The 18,457-nt window shown below is 60.2% G+C and carries 16 protein-coding genes and 1 pseudogene; 8 read left to right on the top strand and 9 right to left on the bottom strand.

The features are described from left to right. Positions 1 to 12: 12 nt before the first annotated feature. The 3 genes from RT21_RS09705 to RT21_RS09695 are packed head-to-tail and all read right to left on the bottom strand — an operon-like array spanning position 13 to position 3,953. Positions 13 to 2,028: a sensor histidine kinase gene (locus tag RT21_RS09705; RefSeq protein ID WP_046162587.1), complete on the bottom strand. Its 2,016-nt coding sequence runs from the start codon at positions 2,026 to 2,028 to the stop codon at positions 13 to 15. A gap of 42 nt (positions 2,029 to 2,070) precedes the next feature. Beyond that, positions 2,071 to 2,988 carry a putative 2-dehydropantoate 2-reductase gene (locus RT21_RS09700; protein ID WP_046162586.1) on the bottom strand — a complete coding sequence of 306 codons (918 nt, stop codon included), beginning with the start codon at positions 2,986 to 2,988 and terminating at the stop codon, positions 2,071 to 2,073. Then, complete coding sequence (locus tag RT21_RS09695) at positions 2,988 to 3,953, bottom strand: response regulator (protein WP_045425001.1); 966 nt, start codon at positions 3,951 to 3,953, stop codon at positions 2,988 to 2,990. Before RT21_RS09695 ends, RT21_RS09700 begins: the two co-directional genes overlap by 1 nt. A gap of 143 nt (positions 3,954 to 4,096) precedes the next feature. On the opposite strand from RT21_RS09695, the gene RT21_RS09690 reads away from it, so the two are divergent. After that, positions 4,097 to 4,576, top strand: a complete 480-nt coding sequence (locus RT21_RS09690) for a YajQ family cyclic di-GMP-binding protein (RefSeq protein WP_046162585.1) — start codon at positions 4,097 to 4,099, stop codon at positions 4,574 to 4,576. A 74-nt stretch (positions 4,577 to 4,650) separates the two neighbouring features. After that, positions 4,651 to 4,842 (top strand): annotated as a pseudogene (locus RT21_RS09685) (mechanosensitive ion channel family protein); the annotation flags it as partial. Between the two features lie 47 nt (positions 4,843 to 4,889). On the opposite strand, the gene RT21_RS09680 reads toward RT21_RS09685, so the two are convergent. Both RT21_RS09680 and RT21_RS09675 read right to left on the bottom strand, forming a co-directional pair. Continuing rightward, entirely contained in the window at positions 4,890 to 6,590 is a 1,701-nt protein-coding gene (locus RT21_RS09680; RefSeq protein WP_046162583.1) for an AmpG family muropeptide MFS transporter, read from the bottom strand. A gap of 36 nt (positions 6,591 to 6,626) precedes the next feature. Continuing rightward, positions 6,627 to 6,998: an MGMT family protein gene (locus tag RT21_RS09675; RefSeq protein ID WP_046162582.1), complete on the bottom strand. Its 372-nt coding sequence runs from the start codon at positions 6,996 to 6,998 to the stop codon at positions 6,627 to 6,629. 128 nt (positions 6,999 to 7,126) lie between these two features. On the opposite strand from RT21_RS09675, the gene RT21_RS09670 reads away from it, so the two are divergent. Further along, positions 7,127 to 8,143, top strand: coding sequence for a DUF481 domain-containing protein (locus tag RT21_RS09670; RefSeq protein ID WP_046162581.1), 1,017 nt, complete (start codon positions 7,127 to 7,129; stop codon positions 8,141 to 8,143). Positions 8,144 to 8,246: 103 nt separating this feature from the next. On the opposite strand, the gene RT21_RS09665 is transcribed toward RT21_RS09670, so the two are convergent. Further along, positions 8,247 to 9,005, bottom strand: a complete 759-nt coding sequence (locus RT21_RS09665; protein WP_046162580.1) for an SDR family oxidoreductase — start codon at positions 9,003 to 9,005, stop codon at positions 8,247 to 8,249. A gap of 100 nt (positions 9,006 to 9,105) precedes the next feature. Here RT21_RS09665 and RT21_RS09660 point away from each other — a divergent pair, with 100 nt between their 5' ends. The 5 genes from RT21_RS09660 (at position 9,106) to RT21_RS09640 (ending at position 13,091) form a co-directional block, all read left to right on the top strand. Beyond that, complete coding sequence (locus RT21_RS09660; protein WP_046162579.1) at positions 9,106 to 9,810, top strand: HugZ family pyridoxamine 5'-phosphate oxidase; 705 nt, start codon at positions 9,106 to 9,108, stop codon at positions 9,808 to 9,810. Positions 9,811 to 9,936: 126 nt separating this feature from the next. Next, complete coding sequence (locus RT21_RS09655) at positions 9,937 to 10,401, top strand: FxsA family protein (RefSeq protein WP_045425010.1); 465 nt, start codon at positions 9,937 to 9,939, stop codon at positions 10,399 to 10,401. 249 nt (positions 10,402 to 10,650) lie between these two features. After that, entirely contained in the window at positions 10,651 to 10,944 is a 294-nt protein-coding gene (locus RT21_RS09650) for a co-chaperone GroES (protein ID WP_046162578.1), read from the top strand. A 57-nt stretch (positions 10,945 to 11,001) separates the two neighbouring features. Further along, positions 11,002 to 12,651 (top strand): chaperonin GroEL, encoded by a 1,650-nt coding sequence (gene groL, locus RT21_RS09645; protein WP_046162577.1) that lies wholly within the window; start codon positions 11,002 to 11,004, stop codon positions 12,649 to 12,651. A 209-nt stretch (positions 12,652 to 12,860) separates the two neighbouring features. After that, positions 12,861 to 13,091 (top strand): hypothetical protein, encoded by a 231-nt coding sequence (locus RT21_RS09640; RefSeq protein ID WP_046162576.1) that lies wholly within the window; start codon positions 12,861 to 12,863, stop codon positions 13,089 to 13,091. 52 nt (positions 13,092 to 13,143) lie between these two features. Here RT21_RS09640 and RT21_RS09635 read toward each other — a convergent pair whose 3' ends face one another. The 3 genes from RT21_RS09635 to RT21_RS24435 all read right to left on the bottom strand — a co-directional run bounded on the left by RT21_RS09635 (position 13,144) and on the right by RT21_RS24435 (position 18,394). After that, positions 13,144 to 16,191, bottom strand: coding sequence for a multidrug efflux RND transporter permease subunit (locus RT21_RS09635; RefSeq protein WP_046162575.1), 3,048 nt, complete (start codon positions 16,189 to 16,191; stop codon positions 13,144 to 13,146). A gap of 32 nt (positions 16,192 to 16,223) precedes the next feature. Next, entirely contained in the window at positions 16,224 to 17,390 is a 1,167-nt protein-coding gene (locus RT21_RS09630; RefSeq protein ID WP_046162574.1) for an efflux RND transporter periplasmic adaptor subunit, read from the bottom strand. 290 nt (positions 17,391 to 17,680) lie between these two features. Next, positions 17,681 to 18,394 (bottom strand): methyl-accepting chemotaxis protein, encoded by a 714-nt coding sequence (locus tag RT21_RS24435; RefSeq protein ID WP_371263608.1) that lies wholly within the window; start codon positions 18,392 to 18,394, stop codon positions 17,681 to 17,683. Positions 18,395 to 18,457 lie beyond the last annotated feature (63 nt).

The following is an 18,457-nucleotide window of genomic DNA, read 5'->3' as shown; positions in this document are numbered from 1 at the left end:
GGATTCCTTGATTCAGCTGTTGTTGGGTTCAGTAGCGGATGTCAGCGGCAGGCGCAGCGTAAAGCAGGTGCCCTGGTCCGGCCTGCTCTGCACTTCCATCTGGCCCTTGTGATTGTTGGTGATGATGAAATACGAAACGGAAAGACCCAGCCCGGTTCCCTGGCCCACCTCCTTGGTAGTGAAAAAGGGCTCGAAGATTCGCTTGCGGATATGTTCAGGAATTCCGCTGCCATTGTCTTCGACCTGGATTTCGCACCAAGGCGGATTCAGCCGTGTGCGCAGGATGATCTGCCCGCGGCTTCGCTCCGGTCTCTGATGGATAGCCTGGGCGGCGTTTTTCAGCAAGTTCAGCAGCACCTGTTCGAGCTCGTTGGCGATACAGGGGACGCGGTCCACCTGGGGATCGAAGTCTCGGAGAATTTCAATAGAGCGGAAGTCGAAACCGTCCATCAGTGCAAAGTCGTTGCCGGCAATCTCCAACGCCTGGTCAATAAGCACGGTCAGCGGGCACTCCGCCAGTTGCCGGTTGCTCAGGCGACTGAAACTCAGCATGTGGCTGACGATCTTGGCCGCTCGCGATCCGGCTTGCTGAATACCGTCGAGCAGCTGCGGGATCTCCCTTTGCTGCAGGTACAGGTTGACGGCTTCCAGCGAGACCCCGGTGTCCAGAGCGACGTCACGGTTCCGCTCAAGCTCAGGCGATAGCCGCCGGCGGATGTTCTGTGCGTTGTGCAGGATGGCGCCGAGGGGGTTGTTGATCTCGTGCGCCATACCTGCGGCAAGGCTGCCTACCGAGAGCATCTTTTCCGACTGCACCATGATTTCTTCCATGTTGATCCGCTCGGTAATGTCGTCGATGCGGATCACCACGCCCCGACCGCCACCGCCCATCAGGGGGTAGAGCGTCAATGCGTAATGCCGAGGCTCACCATTGAAGGCCCAGGTGACACGTTCGATCTTCTCGACCTGATGATGCTCGGATGTACGACGGATCTGAGTCAGGAAAGGCCTTAGCGGCTCGAAGGCGATAAAAACGGGTTGGTTCAAGGCGTCATCGATTGACGTTCCGGATAGCACACTGGCCTGTTGATTCCACTGGGTCACGTAGAGTTGCTCATCGAGCGCAATGAGCACCGAGGGCATCGAGTCGATGATGCTGTTCAGGTAGTTCTGGAAGCCGGTGAGTTTCTTTTCGATCTTGCTGCGAACCTGGACTTCGAGCTCGAGCTTGCGGTTGGAATGACGGGTCTCCTCTGCCAGACCTTGGGCGTGATCGAAGGCTTCCTGGGCATCGTCTCGGGCACGCTTGAGCTGCTGCTCGCGAGCCTCCATGCGCGACAGCATGGTGTTGAAGGCATCGGCCAAGTGGCCGATCTCGTCCCGGTTTTTCGGTGTCGCCCTGAGGGAATAGTCTTCTTCTCGGGTGACCTGGCGGGACAGGGCCTCCAGGTCGCGGATCGGCCGGGTAATCAGACGACGAATCTGCCGTGCCACCAGCGCCCATAGCAGCAGGCTGGCGAGCAGGATGGCGAGGCTGGCGGTCAAGGTGCCCGTGTAGAACGCGCCTGGCAGTTCGCTGCTGGCGACCATCAATAGATGACCTGATGGCCCCGCGGCCTGTGGCAACTCGATCAACAGATTGGCGCGCATCTCGCTCTTCTGCCACTCCGGCAAGTCGCTCACCTGCTGCGGTAAGTCCAGCCGATCGCCACGATACAGTTCAGCCAGGCTGCGCCCCGCGCTGTCGTAGACCACAGCCGCCCGCAGCGGCGCATATTCGTTCAGCTTCCCCAGCAGCTCGTCAGCAGCCGCTTTGGATTGCAGGGCGCGATCACTCAGCTCAGGTGTTGCGAATAGCGCCCCGAGCGTATGCATGGCCTGGGGCGCCACGCTCTGCCGCGATATCCAATAGGCCGCGCTGATAAACGTGAGGTTGGAGACCAGCAGCAAGGCTGCCAGCAGCACGAGCAAGGCGATCAGCAGCTTGCGGCCGACCGGAAGATTTTCAAGGCGCTGGCGCAGAGTCATGGCAGGCACGGGCGAAGGGTGTTTCTGCAGGGTAGCGGGGGCTCAGTCGGGGGGCAATCCGTGACAGCGCAGGAGCGTCTGGAGTCGCTCGAACAGTTCGTTCAGCTCGGGTGTTGCCAGACCATGCTGACGTGCGGCCCTACAAGCCTGCCCAAGCAGAAAGCCGACTTCGGTTCGGCGCCCGCTCCGCACGTCCTGATACATCGATGAATAGTTTTGCGCGGTCGCCTCGATGATGCGCAACACTTCCGCCTCGAGCCCATCGGCGGCCGCGCGCTGGCCGCACGCCCGCAGCACCTCGCTGAGCTCGTTGCAGAGCCGGTGCAGCGGCTCGGGATGATTCAGCAATTCGCCGTTACGGCAATCGTTCAGCACGCTAAGCGGGTTGATGGCGCAATTGATCGCCAGCTTTCGCCAGAGTTTGGCCATGATGTCGTCCGCCCAGACGTACGGAATCTCCGCCATGTCCAGCTCGGCAAGCCAGGGCGGCGCTTGATGATTGACCGGATCGCCGAGCCAGTTCTGGCCCCGACCGGCATGCACGACTCGAAAGTCGGCCTGACGGTAAGCGCCTTCGGTGCTGGAAACGAAAATGCAGCGGCTCTCCGGCCAGCGTGTCGCAATGGCCTGCTGGCTGCCCAGGCCGTTTTGCAACAGGAGGATTTCCGACTGTTTGGCAAGTCGCGGCGCTAGTTCCGCGACGGCGGCTTCTGCGTCATAGGCTTTGCAGGCGACCAGTAGCCGCTCTATCGGTGTCGTAGCCCCTGGTAGCTCTGCCGGTATTGGATAGACACGGCTCGCACCATTCTCGATCAGCGTAAGCCCTCCCGCGGCGTGGTACTCGGCAAGCCGTTGGGGATTACGCAAGATGATGCGCAGCGGCACGCCGGCGCGAAACAGGCGCGTCGCCCACAACCCGCCCAGGCTGCCGGCACCCAGTACGTGCCAGGTGCCAGCCATCAGGCGGGCTGCTTGTACCGCATGGGCACGATACGTCCCGTGGCGTATGCGTCAGGTAATAACGATCCAGCCTCTGCGATGACCCGCTTGGGATCGACCGGCAGCGCGCTTGCATCGAGGCTGATCATCGCTATACCGGCCTTGATTGAAATGAAGCCCTCGTCGGTCTTGAACGCCTTGAGGTTGAGTCCTTCATGCAGCCGCTTGAAACTGCTCGGAGCGCACGCGCGCAAGTCCTCAATCAGCGTCAGCACGCCGAAATGGCGATCATCCAGGCGGGTGAGGACGTCGAGCGGGCGTACCAGTTGCTGGAGACGTCTCGCGATACCTCGCAGCAGGTCCTGATGAAACTGTTCACCGTAGCGTTCCCGCTGGCTGGGAACCTCCGGCAAGCCTATCAGCAGAAAGCACAGCGCACCGCCGCGGCTTTCGATCTGGCGCAAGCTGTCGCCAAGGCGCTGATGCAGGTAACGACTGTTTCCGAGCCCGGTGATCGGGTCGATCAGGTTGCGCTTTTCCAGGCTGGCGATGTTTTCGGTCAATAGACGGTTTTCGCGCATTAGCCGCTGCAGTGAGCCGCACAGTCGATCGGCGGCAAACACCCTGGGCACGAGCTGGTCGTTCATCACCGACTTGCCGATGAAATCATCCACGCCGTGATCGAACGCCTTGCTCAGCACGTCTTGGCCGTCGCGGCCGGTCAGGAGAATGATGTAGGTGTAATGATCGGACATCTCGTCCTGCTGGCGGACCTGAGCGGTCAGCTCCAGGCCGTCCATTTCCGGCATCAGCCAATCAGCGAGGAGAACATTGGCGGGGCGTTGTTCAATCAGCTCCAACGCCGCGCTGGCACTGTTGGCGAAACGAATGTCTTCGTACCCGGCCTTGCTGAGTGCGCGACCTATCATCACGCTGGAGAACTTGGCGTCGTCGACCACCAGGATGCTGAGTTGGGGGTTGGGCATTCAGGGACTCGGAGAAGGAGAGGGGCTGCAACAGGGAATGGAAAGGCCTGAGCAGCGCGAACAGTTATAATGATGGCGCATTTGAACCGTCAAGCTAAGCGCGTTGGGTCACACCCTTGCGCCGTTTCCACAGGAGGAAGCCCATGCCCTCGTTCGACGTGGTGTCCGAACTGGACAAACACGAAGTAACCAACGCGGTAGATAACGCTGTCAAGGAACTCGACCGGCGCTATGACCTGCGTGGCAAAGGCAGTTTCGAATTCAAGGAACTGACCATCAATCTGACCGCCGACGCAGATTTCCAATTGGAGCAGATGTTGGAAATCCTCAAGTTGAGCTTGGTCAAACGCAAGATCGATATCCAGTGTCTGGAGCTGAAGGATCCCTATCCATCCGGCAAGACCGTCAAGCAGGAGGCGGTGCTGCGCGAGGGTATCGACAAGGAACTGGCTAAGAAGATCGTAGCGTACATCAAGGAGGCCAAGCTCAAGGTGCAGGCGGCCATTCAGGGCGAGCAGGTACGTGTAACCGGCAAGAAGCGCGACGACCTGCAGGAAGCGATCGCCCTGCTGCGCGCCAAGGATTTTGAAATGCCGCTGCAATTCAATAATTTCCGCGATTGATCACCCCGCGCGCGTTCATGCCACTTCCCGCATTTGCCGAGCGGCCCTAGTCCGGGCGCTCGGTGTCCCAAGGAGATCCTGAACCGGTGGTCCATGTTGTTGCACTGGCCGACAGTTCGGTGAATCTGTCGCTGCGGGTGTGGGTCGCCACCGGTGACTTCTGGCCGGTGACCTTCGGCTTTACTGAGTTGGTCAAGGAGCGCTTCGACGCAGCCGAGATCGGTATTCCATTCCCGCAGCGGGTGGTACACCTGGTCCAGCGTTAAGACCTGTTCTGCAAGATGAAAAAAGCCGGCAGTAGCCGGCTTTTTCGTTAGCTGTGTTCGGTCGAGGATATCGGCTCGGCGCTGGTGGATTGCGGGCGACTGCGTGTCCATTGCCAGACAATCAGTACCAGCGTCGGAATGCCGAGCAACGCAGTCACCAGAAAGAAGTTGCTGTAACCGAGATGCTCGACCATCACGCCCGAGTAGCCGCCCAATAGCCTTGGCAATAGCAACATCAACGAGCTGAGCAGGGCGTACTGGGTCGCAGAGAACTTCAGATTGGTCAGGCTCGAAAGATAGGCAACGAATGCGGTCGAGGCCAACCCGCCACTGAAGTTGTCGCATGAGATCGTAACGATCAGCATGTTGAGGTTGGCGCCCATTTCCACCAGCAACATGAACATGAGATTGGTCGCGGCCGATGCCGCACCGCCAATGAACAGAATCGGCAAGATGCTGAAACGCACGATCAGCAAGCCGCCAAACGCAGCGCCAAGCAGGGTCATGATTAAACCAAAAAGCTTGCTGACGCTGGCGATCTGATCCTTGCTAAAGCCCTGGTCGATATAAAAGACATTCGCCATGACGCCCATTACCGTATCGGACATCCGGTAGGTAGCGATCAGTCCGAGCAGTAACAGCGCCTGCCAGCGATAGCGCAGGATGAAGTCGGTGATGGGCGTCAGCACCGGTCCCATCAGAATCCGCCCCGGCCCGGAGAGGCAGCCCCAGCAAATCAGCAGATACATGGTGCCGCGTGGCCAGTAGCCGCCCCAGTAGGACTGGAACATGCCGGTTGTAGACACCATGAGGATGATCAGAACGATCACCGATACGGCCTGGTGGACAAAATCGAAGCGTGCCGGGCGCTGGCGCTGACCAGCCTGTTGGAGCATCTGGCGCACCGGAACCATCAGCGACCGTCCCCAGGGTGACAGCGAACCGATGATGAACAGCAAATACAGCGTTGCACGTGGCCAGGCCTGGGCGACCAGTGCGTTGATCATCGCGGGAACGGAAATCAGCAGCACCAGCAGCAGGCCGACCGCAGCCATCTGATGGTTGAAGCTGAATCTGGACGGCCCATGAGGCAGCGGCGCGGCGCCTTGGGGTTCGGGAATCAACAGGCTGGTGACAAGGCCCGGAAGGATGAGGAGAGCGAAGGCGATATAGGTCGTGGCCCAGGCGGCCTGGTTGTATTCGACGTTGCTAGAGCCCAGCCACTCGGCTAAAAACAGTGCCCCAGCGCTGGCCAACAGCATGGCGACGCGATAACCGGTCATGTAGCTCGCGGCCAGCGTGGCCTGCAATTTGTCCTCGGCGATTTCCAGCCGATAGGCATCGATGGCGATGTCTTGCGTGGCCGAGGCGAAAGCCACCGCCACGGCCAGTGCGATCAACATGGTCAGGTTCTGTTGCGGATTGCACATGGCCATGCCGATCAGGCCGACCGCGATGACCGCCTGCGACAACACCAGCCACGAGCGTCGCCGGCCCAAGCCGCCAATCCAGGGCAACCGCCACTGGTCGAGCATCGGCGACCAAACCCATTTGAACGCGTACGCGAGGCTGATCCAGCTGGCAAAACCGATGGTCTCGCGAGACACACCCGCCTCGCGCAACCATACAGAAAGCGTGGAAAAAACCAGGATCGCAGGAAGCCCGGCAGCGAAGCCAAGGATCAGCAGAGTCAGTGAGGCTGGACTGGCATAGGCGGCTAGCGCGGCGCGCCAGGTTTCACGGGACATAAAGGCAAATCAGGGACAGAACATGAAGCGCGCACTCTACCCGCTGTGCTCCGCCGAATGCCAGCCGTGCCGACGTATGTCGACGCGGTCGTTGATCACCTGCACACCCTCGGCGCGAAGTCGGGCACGTTGCTCCTCGCCGGAGACGGTTCCGGCGGCCAGGCTCAGGCGACCGCCTGCGCCCATCACCCGGTGCCAGGGCAGACGCGTATCGTCAGGCAACTGTGACAGGACCCGCCCGACCCAACGTGCGGCACGGCCTAGCCCGGCGACGGCGGCAAGTTCGCCATAGCTGGTGACCTTGCCTTCGGGAATCTGCGCCAATGCCAGATATAACGCGGCACGTCGGGTTTCGGCGTCACCGGTGCGGGGATCGCTGTGCGCTGCATCAGAGGGCTGGCGCGTCATGCAAAGGCTCCATTAGTGATGAGGCTGGTGGTGATTCGAGGCTCCGCTTGGCGGCCAGCGCTTGTCGTCTTGGGGCGCATAAGGATAATGCCTGCCTTTCTCTTATACCCGCAGACGCCCTCTTGCCTATGTTCTCCCGACCGCTCTCACGAACCTTGCTTTGCGTAACCCTTTCGACGCTTTCTCTGCCGACATTGGCCGACACCGTGTGGCTGAAGAACGGTGATCGCCTGACCGGCAAGATCAGCGTGCTCGATGGCGGCAAGCTGCTCATCGAAACCGAGTACGGTGGCTCCATTCCGGTGAAATGGAGCCAGGTCGCGACACTGGAAAGCAACCAGCAGTTGCTGGTCAAGGAGGACGATGCCTCCGGCGAGGTCGCGAAATCACTACAAGCGGCCGATGACGGCATGGTCACGCTGAGTAATGGTGGCGCGCCGCGTACGGTCCCGCTCGCCAGCATCACGCAGATCATCCACCCGAAGCCACTCATTCAGGATCTGACCTGGAAGGGTAACGTTGACGTAGCGCTGGACTACAAACGTGCCGAAACCGACACGGATGACTATGACATCTCGTTCAAGACCTCTGCGCGTCATGGCCTCTGGCGTCACAACGGTTCCGGTGGCTACAACCGGGAGTACCGCGACGGCGTAACTGCCACCGATAACTGGGAGGCCGAGTACGCGCTGGACCGCTTCCTCGATGAGCACTGGTTCTGGCAGGGTCGCTTGGAATACAAGCGTGACAAGATCGAGGACGTTCAGCGTCAGCGCACTGTGGGTACAGGTCCGGGTTACCAGTTCTGGGACAACGAACTGGGCGCGTTCTCGCTGGCTTCGCTGGCCAACCGCACTGACTACGAGTTCGCCAACGGCAATACGGAGCAGTTTTACTCGCTGGCCATGAAGTGGAATTACAACCGTTATCTGGTGGGCAAGACCTTCGAGATATTCAGTAACGGTGAAATCGGCAAGCCACTGGAAAATGTCGCCGACTATCAATTCGACGCGGAAATGGGGCTGCGTTACAAAGTGACCGACTGGGCGTCGCTCAACATGAAGGCCGAGAAGGACATCGTCAGCGGTGCGGAGAGCGATCTGGACGAAACCCGCTACAGCATCGGATTCGGTGTGGGTTGGTAAGAACGGTAGAGACGGGAGAAGCGCTGGATGCGGGAGGCCTGACGACAAGCCTGCCCAGCGTACGGCCGCGATGCCGCACGCTGCCTCCAGCCTCCAGCTTTTTCTACAACCTCAAACCGCCGTCGAGCTCCAGGATGCGTCCGGTGTAGTAGTCGTTCTCGAATATGTAGGCTACCGAGTGGGCAATCTCCTGGGGTTTGCCCAGACGCCTCAGTGGAATCCCGGCAGTCATCTTCTCCAGCGCTTCGGGTTTCATGCTCGCGACCATTTCGGTTTCGATGAAACCGGGTGCAACACCGGCGACGCGGATGCCGTAGCGCGCCAGCTCCTTCGCCCACACCACGGTATCTGCCGCCACGCCGGCCTTGGCGGCCGAGTAGTTCGCCTGGCCCATGTTGCCGGCACGGGATATCGAGGAAATGTTGACGATCGCGCCCTGGCGCTTCAGCTCAACCATCTTCGCGGCGACCTCGCGGGTGCAGAGAAATACGCCGGTGAGGTTGACGTCGATCACCGCCTGCCACTGCGCCAGGCTCATCTTCGACAGTTCGCCGTCCTTGAGTTTTATGGTGAGCCCATCGCGGAGAATGCCGGCGTTGTTGACCAAGCCGTCCAGGCCACCAAAGTCGTCGCTGACCTGGCTCACCATGTGGCTAACCTGCTCTTCGTTGGCGACATTGCACAGGTAGGCGCGTGCGTCACCGCCAGCGTGCTTGCAGGCTGCCACGGCTTCATCCAGCCGATCCTGATTAAGGTCGACCAGCGCCAGGCGGGCGCCTTTGCTGGCAAGGTACTCGCCCATTGCGCGTCCGAGCCCTTGGCCACCGCCGGTGATAATGATGACCTTGTCTTTCAGCTGCATGCCTATCTCCTATCTATGCCTGCCGACGTCGGTAAACGACGTCCGCTGACGAAACCGTTATGCTGATGCCCTGCCGAATCGTCCCTGTTGAGGAACACCCGTGAGCGTTCAAGCCGCCAAGCATGCCCGACAACTCCTGCTCAAGGAATACCGCGGCGTGCTCTCGACTCACTCCAAGGCCATGCCCGGATTTCCCTTTGGCTCAGCGGTCCCTTACTGCTTGAACGAAGAAGGCTGGCCGCTGATCTTGATCAGTCGGATCGCCCAGCATACGAAGAATCTGCGGGCGGACCCGCGCTGTTCTCTGCTGGTCGCCGAACGTGGCGCCGAGGATGTGCAGGCAACCGGCCGCCTCACCCTGCTGGCCGAGGCGGTGCCGCTAACGGACGAAGCAGCGGTCGGCGCCGCGGCCGAACGCTATTACCGTTATTTCCCGGAATCGCGCGACTACCACCGCGTCCACGACTTTGACTTCTGGACGTTGCAGCCGGTGCGCTGGCGCTACATCGGCGGCTTCGGCGCGATCCATTGGCTGGATCAGGTGGCATTGGCTAATCCGTTTGCGCGCGCAAGCGGTGGCGAGGTCGACATGCTTGACCACATGAATCAGGACCACAGCTCGGCGATTGCTCACTACGTTCACCAGGCAGGCCTGCCGTCTGCCCCGGAGGCGCGCATGATTGGAATCGATAGCGAAGGCTTTCACCTGAGCATCGGTCAGGCCATTCATTGGTTGGCATTTCCGGATAGCTGTACCAGCGCAGGCGCCGTGCGACAGGCACTGGTGGCGATGGCTCGTCGCTGATTAATACTCGCGTGAGCGCAGCGAAGAATAATCCGGTTACAGCCTATCTGGCGGATGGGTTGAATTCGCTGCAGCCCGCCGTCATCTACACGAAATCGGAAGCCGTTCTTCCGCCAAGGATTATCGATGCGAATATTCTTACTGCTGTTTCTCCTGTTTCCGCTGGCCGAGCTGGCGTTGCTGATTAAGGTCGGCAGCTCCATCGGCGTGTTGCCCACCATTCTCCTGTTGGTCATCAGCGGCATGGCCGGCATCCTGCTGATGCGTCTGGCCGGATTTGCCACCGCCTGGCGTGCACGCGAGCGGTTGGCTCGCGGTGAGTTGCCGGAACGGGAAATGCTCCAGGGCTTGATGATGGCTCTTGCCGGGGGGTTGTTGTTCCTGCCCGGATTTCTCAGCGACGTCGTCGCACTGCTGGTGCTGTTTCCACCGACGCGCAAACTGTTCCTCGGCTTTGTCGGGCGTCGTGTCGAGGCGCAGGCTCAGCGTCGCCGAGCCTTTGCTGACGATCTGCGCCAGCAGCAGGAACACCGGGACGGGCCACAGCGGCCTAACGTCATCGAGGGGGAGTGGGAACGTCGCGACAAGTAGGTCGCATCCGCTCCAGAGAGGCATGCCACGGCATGCCTTTTTATCTTCTGTAAATGCAAAAAATCATCGTCCCGCCCTTGAAATCATTTTTGACGCCCGCATGTAGCGGTCACCGCAAGGTCGCTGTCGCATTTTGACAGTCCGTCTTCTGCGGCTCGCATTGCGGGCCGCAACCGGCACCGCCGGATTTGCCAACCCGCCGATGAGAATGCATCGGCATGGAAACCACTGTACTAGGAGAGATCGACAATGAAGCTTCGTCCTCTGCATGACCGCGTCGTAATTCGTCGCAGCGAAGAAGAAACCAAGACCGCAGGCGGCATCGTGCTGCCGGGCTCCGCTGCCGAGAAGCCAAACCGTGGCGAAATCGTCGCTGTAGGCACTGGCCGCGTTCTGGACAACGGCGAAGTCCGTCAGCTGGCCGTCAAGGTTGGCGATCAGGTTGTGTTCGGCCCTTACTCCGGCAGCAACACCGTCAAGGTTGACGGTGAAGACCTGCTGGTGATGAGCGAGAACGAAATTCTCGCCGTCGTCGAAGGCTGATCAGCGCTCGTTTTTAGCGAACAGCGTTCCATCAACAGAATTTGAGGAAGAATCAACATGGCTGCTAAAGAAGTTAAGTTCGGCGACTCCGCTCGCAAGAAGATGCTGGTTGGCGTCAACGTCCTGGCTGACGCGGTAAAAGCGACCCTCGGCCCGAAAGGCCGTAACGTCGTGATCGAGAAGAGCTTTGGCGCTCCGACCATCACCAAGGATGGCGTTTCCGTTGCCAAGGAAATCGAGCTGAAGGACCGTTTCGAAAACATGGGCGCGCAGCTGGTCAAGGACGTTGCTTCCCGTGCCAACGATGACGCGGGCGACGGCACCACCACTGCTACCGTTCTGGCTCAGTCGATCGTCAACGAAGGCCTGAAGGCTGTCGCTGCCGGCATGAACCCGATGGATCTGAAGCGCGGCATCGACAAGGCGACCATCGCCATCGTTGCAGAGCTGAAGAACCAGTCCAAGCCATGCGCTGACTTCAAGGCCATCGCTCAGGTTGGCACCATCTCCGCCAACTCCGACAGCTCCATCGGCGCCATCATCGCCGAAGCCATGGAAAAGGTCGGTAAAGAAGGCGTGATCACAGTTGAAGAAGGCTCGGGCCTGGAAAACGAACTGTCCGTCGTAGAAGGCATGCAGTTCGATCGTGGCTACCTGTCCCCTTACTTCATCAACAAGCCGGACACAATGGTCGCCGAGCTGGACAGCCCGCTGCTGCTGCTGGTCGACAAGAAGATCTCCAACATTCGCGAAATGCTGCCGGTGCTGGAAGCTGTTGCCAAAGCCGGTCGCCCGCTGCTGATCGTTGCTGAAGACGTCGAGGGCGAAGCCCTGGCGACTCTGGTCGTGAACAACATGCGTGGCATCGTCAAGGTTGCTGCGGTCAAGGCACCTGGCTTCGGCGATCGTCGCAAGGCCATGCTGCAGGATCTCGCCATCCTGACTGGCGGTACCGTGATTTCCGAAGAAGTCGGCCTGAGCCTGGAAACCGCTACCCTGGAGCACCTGGGTAACGCCAAGCGCGTCGTACTGAACAAGGAAAACACCACCATCATCGATGGTGCTGGTCAGCAGGTCGACATCGAAGCCCGCGTTGCGCAGATCCGCAAGCAGGTTGAAGACACGACTTCCGACTACGACAAAGAGAAGCTGCAAGAGCGTCTGGCCAAGCTGGCTGGCGGTGTTGCCGTGATCAAGGTCGGTGCCGGTACCGAAGTTGAAATGAAAGAGAAGAAGGCCCGTGTCGAAGACGCGCTGCACGCAACCCGTGCTGCCGTTGAAGAGGGCGTGGTCCCTGGCGGCGGTGTCGCTCTGGTCCGTGCACTGCAGGCGATCTCCGAGCTGAAGGGCGAAAACGCCGATCAGGACGTGGGCATCACCCTGCTGCGTCGCGCTGTCGAAGCGCCGCTGCGCCAGATCGTTGCTAACTCCGGTGGCGAGCCAAGCGTTGTGGTCGACAAGGTCAAGCAGGGCAGCGGTAACTACGGTTACAACGCTGCGACCGACGAGTACGGCGACATGATCGAGATGGGTATTCTCGATCCTGCCAAGGTAACCCGTTCGGCTCTGCAGGCCGCGGCTTCCATCGCCAGCCTGATGATCACCACTGAAGCGATGATTGCTGAAGTGGCTGACGACAAGGCTGGTGGCGGCATGCCGGATATGGGTGGCATGGGCGGTATGGGTGGTATGGGCGGCATGATGTAAGCCACCCGGCTCCCGCTGTAGAAAGCCCCGCCTAGTGCGGGGCTTTTTTATGCCCGTCGTTTCGGTTGATCCGACCGTGGCGTATGCAGTCGCCTCGGCTCCTGTGGCCTCTTTAAGAAATTTGGTCCATTTGTCTTTTTTTCAGGCGCGTTGGCAGTACGTCGTCTATGGTGACTTTCTCGATTCACCGAATAACAAAGGCTTGCGCGATGAAACTTGAAATTGCTCGAGGAGTATTCCTAGCCGGCTCGCTCGGCGTCGCATCATTGTGTGCGGCGGCATGGAGCGAACCGGATGCCAGAGTTGTTGCCCAAAGCGACCAGAGCAGCCACTGTGCGGTGCCGCGTATTGCTCGCACAGAGATACAGAACACCCAGCCTGATCAGGATTTGCTGCTGTTCATGTACGGGCTGTCGCAGAGCCTTGTAGGGCGCAGTTGAGTCGATTCCACCTCTACGTTGCCCCTTTGGCGTTGACTGACACTATCGACGGTTAATCTACCGTCGCCGCGTTACCGGCACGCTCAGGGCTTGCCAGCACCGTATAGACGGCTGGTAGCACGAACAGCGTGAACAATGTGCCCACGGTCATGCCCGTGGCGATCACCATTCCTATATCGAAGCGACTCACCGCACCGGCACCGCTGGCCAGGATCAGCGGAACCATGCCGAATACTGTCGCGGCAGTGGTCATCAGGACCGGTCGCAAACGTATCGCTGCGGCTTCCTCGACAGCCTCTCTACGGTTTAGCCCCTGTTCACGACGTAGTTGATTGGCGAACTCGACAATCATGATCCCGTGTTTACTGATCAATCCGATCAGCGTCACAAGTCCGACCTGGGTATAGATGTTCATGCTCGACAGGCCGAGAAACAGGGGAACCAGCGCTCCACAGATGGAAAGTGGCACCGTAACAAGGATGACCAGCGGATCGCGGAAGCTCTCGAATTGCGCCGCCAGGACCAGAAAGATGATGGCCAAGGCGAGTGCAAAGGTCATATACAGGGCGTTGCCTTCCTGGATGTACTGGCGCGAGGCTCCGGCGTAATCGAAGGTGAACCCCTGCGGCGCCTCCTCGCGAGCGATGCTGCGCAACGTATCGATGGCCTCGCCCATGCTGACGATCGGAAAGCCCTGGATGGTTGCGGCATTGAGCTGCTGGAACTGGCTCAGCTGAGTGGGACGGGCGCGGTCGCTGACAGTGATGAGCGTGGACAAGGGCAGCATTTCGCCCTGATCGTTCTTCACGTAATAGTTGCTCAGCCAGCCTGGGTTGTCTCGGTAGGCCTGTTCGACCTGCGCGATCACCTTGTAACTGCGGCCTTCGATGGTGAAGCGGTTGATCTCGCTTTCGCCAAGCAGTGTCGCCAGGGTCATGCCGAGGTCTTCCATCGTCACGCCCATCTGTGCGGCCTTTTCGCGGTCGATATCGACGACGATCTCAGGCTTGTCGAATGCCAGGTCCACGTCGAGAAAGGCGAACTTGCCCGAGGCCTGGGCTTTCTCCTTGATGCGCTCGGTCACCTGCAGCAGCGACTCGTAATCGGATGCCGTATTGATTACGAACTGGAACGGCAGGCCTTCGCCGGTACCGGGCAGGGAAGGCAGGTTGAAGCCGAAGACCTGCAGGCCCGGAATCTTGTCGATCTGCGCCTGCACCTCTGGCAGCACCTCCATTTGAGTGCGATCCCGCTCGTTCCAGGGCGTCATCAGGAAGCCCCCGATGCCGCTTTGGACGCCGTTGAAGCCGTTGATCTGAAACCAGGAGTAGTACTCGGGAAACGTTTTGAAGATGGTCAGGAACTGATCGGTGTAGGCGTTGAGGTAGTCGAGGTTGGCCGTCTGCGGCGCGCTGGCCATCATGAAGATGATGCCCTGGTCTTCTTCGGGCGCCAGCTCGCTTTCAGTAAAAGTGAGCAGGGCGGGAATCAGCCCGAGGACGATCAGTGCAAACACTAACACCACTGGCCGGGTGTCCAAGGTGCCATGCAGCGCTCGTTGATAGCGAACTTTCAACCGGTCAAAGATCAGGTCCAACCGATGGGCCAGCCCAGTCGGGTTCTCTTCATGACGCAGCAGGCGAGAGCACATCATCGGCGATAGCGTCAGCGCCACCACGCCGGAGATCAGTACCGCTCCAGCCAGCGTCAGCGCGAACTCCTGAAACAGCGCGCCCGTCACGCCTTGAAGAAAACCAATGGGTGCATAGACCGCCGCCAGGGTGATGGTCATGGTGACGACCGGCATGGCGATCTCCCGCGCGCCGTCGATCGCCGCCTGAAACGGGGTCTTGCCGTCTTCGATGTGCCGATGGATGTTCTCCACCACCACGATGGCATCATCGACCACCAGGCCGATCGCCAGCACCATGGCCAGCAACGTCAGCAGATTGATCGAGTAGCCCATGGTCTGCATGAAGAACATCACACCGATCATCGACAACGGAATGGTGACCACCGGGATTAGCACCGAGCGCAGCGAGCCGAGGAACAGAAACACTACGACGATCACGATCACCACGGCCTCGGCGAGGGTTTTTACCACTTCGTCGATGGACGCCTGGATGAAGCGGGTGGCGTCGTAGGCGATGGTGACCTTTAGGCCGGGTGGTAGCTGCGACTCGATTTCCGGCATGACGGCGCGTACTTCGCTGATCACATCCAGCGGGTTGGCGCTCGGGGTGCCCTTGACGCCGATATAGACCGACGGAATGCCGTCGAACGAGCTGATGGCGTTGTAGCTTTCAGCACCCATCTCGACCCGCGCCACATCTCCGAGCAGCACGCGGCTGTCGCCCTGGGTCTTCAGCGGAATGGCGGCGAAGGCCTCCGGGGTCTTCAGTTCGGTATCGGCGTTGATGCTGGTGACAACGTACTGCCCCTTCACCTCGCCGGCTGCCGAGAGGAAGTTGTACTTGCGCACGGCCTCGTTCACGTCCCCCGCCGAGAGTCCGTAGGCGGCGAGCTTCACCGGGTCCAGCCACAGGCGCATGGCGAATACCTGATTGCCGAGGATCTCCGCCTCGGCCATGCCGGGGAGGGTGGCCAGCTTCGGCTGGATGACGCGCGACAGGTAGTCGGTAATCTGCGGGTTGCTCAGTTGTTCGCTGTAGAAACTGATGTACATGAGCGCCGTGGAATCAGCGGCTTGCTTGTTCAGCACTGGGTCTTCGGCGTTCTGCGGCAACTGGTTCTTCACCGAATTGGCCTGGCTGAGCAACTCCGTGTAGAGCCGGTCGGTATCGGCACCAATTCGCGCGTAGACCGAGATGATCGATACGTTCTGCTGGCTGACCGAGGTCATGTAGTCCACGCCCTCGGCGCTGGCCAGACTCTGCTGCAGCGGTTGGGTAATGTAGCCCTGGATGGTTTCCGCGTTGGCGCCCGGATAGGCGGTGGTCACCGTGATCAGCGCACTTTCCATCTGCGGATACTGGCGAATCACAAGGCTATTGAAAGCCTGTAGGCCAAGCAGCACGATCAGCAGGCTGATCACGCTGGCCAGCACGGGACGGCGTATGAACGGGTCGGTAAAAGCCATGGCGATCTATGTCCCTGTAGTCAGTGCCTCAGTCAGCGGTCGTCCGACGCGCTGTCTGGCTCGAGTTCGAGCGTGCGCTGCTCGGCGATGGCGACATGAGCGCCGTTGTCCAGCTTGAGCTGACCGGCGATAACAACCTGTTCACCAGGCTCCAGACCTTCGAGGATCACAACCCGGCCGTCACGGCGTTCGCCGGTCTCGACGAAACGGCGCTCCACGATCAGGTAGGGCTCGTCGCGTTCGGGAACCTCGCGGGTTTCTTCGGCTCCTTCCTCGGCCTGAGGCGCTTCACCGGCCTTCACGACCAGAACCGAATTGCCGTACAGGGTGAAGGTGAGGGCAGTTTCCGGCACCACGACCCGTGGCACCTCGCTGGGCAGCAGCACCTGCAGATCGGCGAACATTCCTGGCAGCAGGCGTTCGTCGGGGTTGTCCAGCTCCGCACGCACCTGCACGTTACGGGTGGTGACTTCCACCTTGGGATTCAGCGCGACGATTCGTGCCTCGAACTGCTCGCCGGGAAACGCGGCGACCTGGATGCGCACGGCTTGCCCAATGGCGAGCAATGGCACCTGCTGTTCGGCCAGGTAGAAATCGACGAACAGCGTCGAAAGGTCCTGCAGGGTGGCAATCGGCGTGCCGGCGGCAACGAAGTCACCGACGTCTACCTGACGAATCCCAATGGTCCCGGAGAAGGGCGCAAGAATGCGCTTTTTCGCCAGGCTGGCCTTCAGTTGTGCGACCGTAGCGGCGGCTTTCTGCGACTGGGCGTTGAGCCGATCAAACTCACTGCGTGATATGGCCTGTCCGTCGATCAGACTGCGAGCACGCTGAAATTCCACCTTTGCCAGATGCAGGTCCGCTTCTGCAGCTGCCAGGCTCGCCTGCTCGATCTCGCTGTCGAGCAGGACGATGGGCTGACCCTGTCGCACTTTTTCACCCGAGCGGAACTGCACATCGCTGATGGTGCCGGCGATCTCCACCGACAGGTCGATGCCCTGCGATGCGCTAAGCGTGCCGATGGCCGGTAGACGGCTCTGCCAGGGCTGCTTGCTGGAGGTAACGACCTCGACATTGATCGGCGGCTTCGGCGCCTTGAATTGCTGAATCTGTGAGTAGATCGAGTTGAATTTGAGGGCGGCAAGGATCAATACCGTGACGATCACCGCGCCAAGCATCAGCAGCATGCGGCGCAACATTTTCCGTATTCCTTGGAGTAATGAGCCGGCTGACCATGGCTATGAAGCGACGCAGTTCTATTGAACGCGCGAGCCACGGGCAGGTGCAGCGATTCGCCGCCATGGCGCTTCAGCCCTGGAGCAGAAGGAGAATGGAAGTTAGCCGTGAAGTGGGTGCAAGTAAAGCGGGATATCAGGCTTCGTCCGAGGGTAAGGGAAGGGACGCTAACGGCGCCCCTGGGACCCTAGATGCCTATCGACCAAATTCCATCTGGCCCCGTATGGGCAGGGCCTTTCCGTTGCATTGGCAATCAGCCCGCCAGGCGGTGAGTGACTTCGCTGAGCTGAGCGGACAGCCCATGTAGATCCTGGCTGGCCTTCTCGGTGCGCTCAACATTGTCCTGATTGGCCGTGGCGATGGCGGTAATTTCAGTGAGGTTGCGTGAGATGTCCTCTGCGACGGATGTCTGCTCTTCTGCAGCGGTCGCGATCTGGCGGTTCATGTCGCGAATCGCTTCCACTTCCAACGTGATGCGCTGCAACATGCCGCCCGCTTCGGTGACCTGTTCGACGCCTTCATCGCTGCGGCTCTGGCCACTTTCGATTGCCCGCACGGCATTCACCGCCCCCGTCTGTACGGTGTCGATGATTTGGTGAATTTCCGCTGTGGAGTCGGCGGTACGCTTGGCCAACGTACGCACCTCATCCGCTACCACGGCGAAGCCGCGGCCTGCATCGCCGGCACGGGCGGCTTCGATGGCTGCGTTCAGCGCGAGCAGGTTGGTCTGGTCGGCAATGCCGCGGATCACTTCCAGCACCTTGCCGATGCGACCGCTGTCGGCTTCCAGCCGACGGATCACGGTGGCGGTATTGCTGATCTCGCCACGCATATGGGTGATCGTCTCGATCGTCGAGCGCATCATGGCCTCGCCTTGTTGCGCTGATTGGTCGGCGGCGTCTGCGGCGTGCGCAGCGTCGGCCGCATGGCGTGCGACCTCTTGCGCGGTGGCAGACATCTCGTGCATCGCTGTGGCGACCTGATCGGTTCGGGAAAACTGCTCGCGGGTGCCCTGGCCCATCAGGGCCGC

The organism is Pseudomonas sp. 10B238 (assembly GCF_000970615.1).
Lineage (GTDB): Bacteria > Pseudomonadota > Gammaproteobacteria > Pseudomonadales > Pseudomonadaceae > Stutzerimonas.
Note: the sequence above shows the minus strand (reverse complement) of the source record. Positions and strands in the feature narration are given on the sequence as shown.

Coding starts and splice junctions, on each gene's coding strand:
- RT21_RS09705 (WP_046162587.1), bottom strand. CDS start 2,028: ATGACTCTGCGCCAGCGCCTTGAAAATCTTCCGGTCGGCCGCAAGCTG.
- RT21_RS09700 (WP_046162586.1), bottom strand. CDS start 2,988: ATGGCTGGCACCTGGCACGTACTGGGTGCCGGCAGCCTGGGCGGGTTG.
- RT21_RS09695 (WP_045425001.1), bottom strand. CDS start 3,953: ATGCCCAACCCCCAACTCAGCATCCTGGTGGTCGACGACGCCAAGTTC.
- RT21_RS09690 (WP_046162585.1), top strand. CDS start 4,097: ATGCCCTCGTTCGACGTGGTGTCCGAACTGGACAAACACGAAGTAACC.
- RT21_RS09680 (WP_046162583.1), bottom strand. CDS start 6,590: ATGTCCCGTGAAACCTGGCGCGCCGCGCTAGCCGCCTATGCCAGTCCA.
- RT21_RS09675 (WP_046162582.1), bottom strand. CDS start 6,998: ATGACGCGCCAGCCCTCTGATGCAGCGCACAGCGATCCCCGCACCGGT.
- RT21_RS09670 (WP_046162581.1), top strand. CDS start 7,127: ATGTTCTCCCGACCGCTCTCACGAACCTTGCTTTGCGTAACCCTTTCG.
- RT21_RS09665 (WP_046162580.1), bottom strand. CDS start 9,005: ATGCAGCTGAAAGACAAGGTCATCATTATCACCGGCGGTGGCCAAGGG.
- RT21_RS09655 (WP_045425010.1), top strand. CDS start 9,937: ATGCGAATATTCTTACTGCTGTTTCTCCTGTTTCCGCTGGCCGAGCTG.
- RT21_RS09650 (WP_046162578.1), top strand. CDS start 10,651: ATGAAGCTTCGTCCTCTGCATGACCGCGTCGTAATTCGTCGCAGCGAA.
- groL (WP_046162577.1), top strand. CDS start 11,002: ATGGCTGCTAAAGAAGTTAAGTTCGGCGACTCCGCTCGCAAGAAGATG.
- RT21_RS09640 (WP_046162576.1), top strand. CDS start 12,861: ATGAAACTTGAAATTGCTCGAGGAGTATTCCTAGCCGGCTCGCTCGGC.
- RT21_RS09635 (WP_046162575.1), bottom strand. CDS start 16,191: ATGGCTTTTACCGACCCGTTCATACGCCGTCCCGTGCTGGCCAGCGTG.
- RT21_RS09630 (WP_046162574.1), bottom strand. CDS start 17,390: ATGTTGCGCCGCATGCTGCTGATGCTTGGCGCGGTGATCGTCACGGTA.
- RT21_RS24435 (WP_371263608.1), bottom strand. CDS start 18,394: ATGCACGAGATGTCTGCCACCGCGCAAGAGGTCGCACGCCATGCGGCC.